This window comes from Bifidobacterium moraviense, from assembly GCF_012932365.1.
Classification (GTDB): domain Bacteria; phylum Actinomycetota; class Actinomycetes; order Actinomycetales; family Bifidobacteriaceae; genus Bifidobacterium; species Bifidobacterium moraviense.
Genome location: NZ_JAAIIH010000038.1, coordinates 1 through 1,104, shown reverse-complemented (window position 1 = coordinate 1,104; position 1,104 = coordinate 1). Strand labels below are relative to the sequence as shown.

The window sequence follows — 1,104 nt, the reverse complement described above, 5'->3', positions numbered from 1 at the left end:
TGCCCGCCGGTAACAAGGTGGTGGACGAGAAGACGCCGCCTGAGTATCCGTTCGGTTTCACGAAGGTGGATGAGAACGGCAACCCGCTTGCAGGCGCCGAGTTCCAGCTCAAGGACGCTTCCGGCAAGGTCATCGCCACGGTCACCTCGGGTACCGACGGCAAGGTCACTTTCCCGTCGGTCGCTCCCGGTATCTACACGGTCACCGAGTCGAAGGCCCCACAGGGTTATGAGAAGGTCGCGGACTTCACGGTCACGATCGCCGAGGACGGTACCATTACGGGTCTGCCCGCCGGCGGCACCGTCGTGGACAAGCCGACCACTCCGCCCGAGTATCCGTTCGGCTTCACCAAGGTGGACGAGAACGGCAACCCGCTTGCGGGCGCCGAGTTCCAGTTGAAGGACGCCTCCGGCAACGTGGTCGCCACAGTGACTTCGGGCTCTGACGGCAAGGTCACCTTCCCGTCCGTGAAGCCCGGCACCTACACCGTCACGGAGTCCAAGGCTCCCGCTGGCTACGAGAAGGTCGCGGACTTCACCGTCACGATCGCCGCGGACGGCACGGTCACGGGTCTGCCTACTGGCGGCACCGTTGTGGACGAGAAGACCCCGCCCGAGTACCCGTTCGGCTTCACCAAGGTGGACGAGAACGGCAACCCGCTTGCGGGTGCCGAGTTCCAGTTGAAGGATGCTTCCGGCAACGTGGTTGCCACGGTGACCTCGGGCACGGACGGCAAGGTCACGTTCCCCGCCGTCAAGCCCGGCACGTACACCGTCACGGAGTCGAAGGCTCCCTCCGGCTACGACAAGGTCGTGGACTTCACGGTCACGATCGCGGAGGACGGTACGATCACGGGCCTTCCCACGGACGGCAAGGTCGTGGACAAGCCGACGACCCCTCCGCCGCCGACGACCCCGCCGACCACGCCTCCCACCACGCCGCCTACGACTCCGCCGTCGCCGTCGATGCCCGCGACGGGCGCGTCGGTGCTGGCGGTGCTGGCCGCGGGCGCGGGTCTGGCGCTGCTGGGTGGCGTGCTGAGGCGTCGTCGCCCGTCCGGCCGTCACCTGTCGTGACGCCGCGCGCGTGAGGTCGCCGGACCGG

At 67.7% G+C, this 1,104-nt stretch carries 1 protein-coding gene; it reads left to right on the top strand.

Features of this window, described 5'->3' with window-relative positions; translation table 11 throughout:
• Positions 1 to 1,076: MSCRAMM family protein (locus G1C96_RS10070; RefSeq protein WP_205832135.1), on the top strand; the 1,076-nt coding region annotated here is incomplete at its 5' end.
• Positions 1,077 to 1,104: the final 28 nt, after the last annotated feature.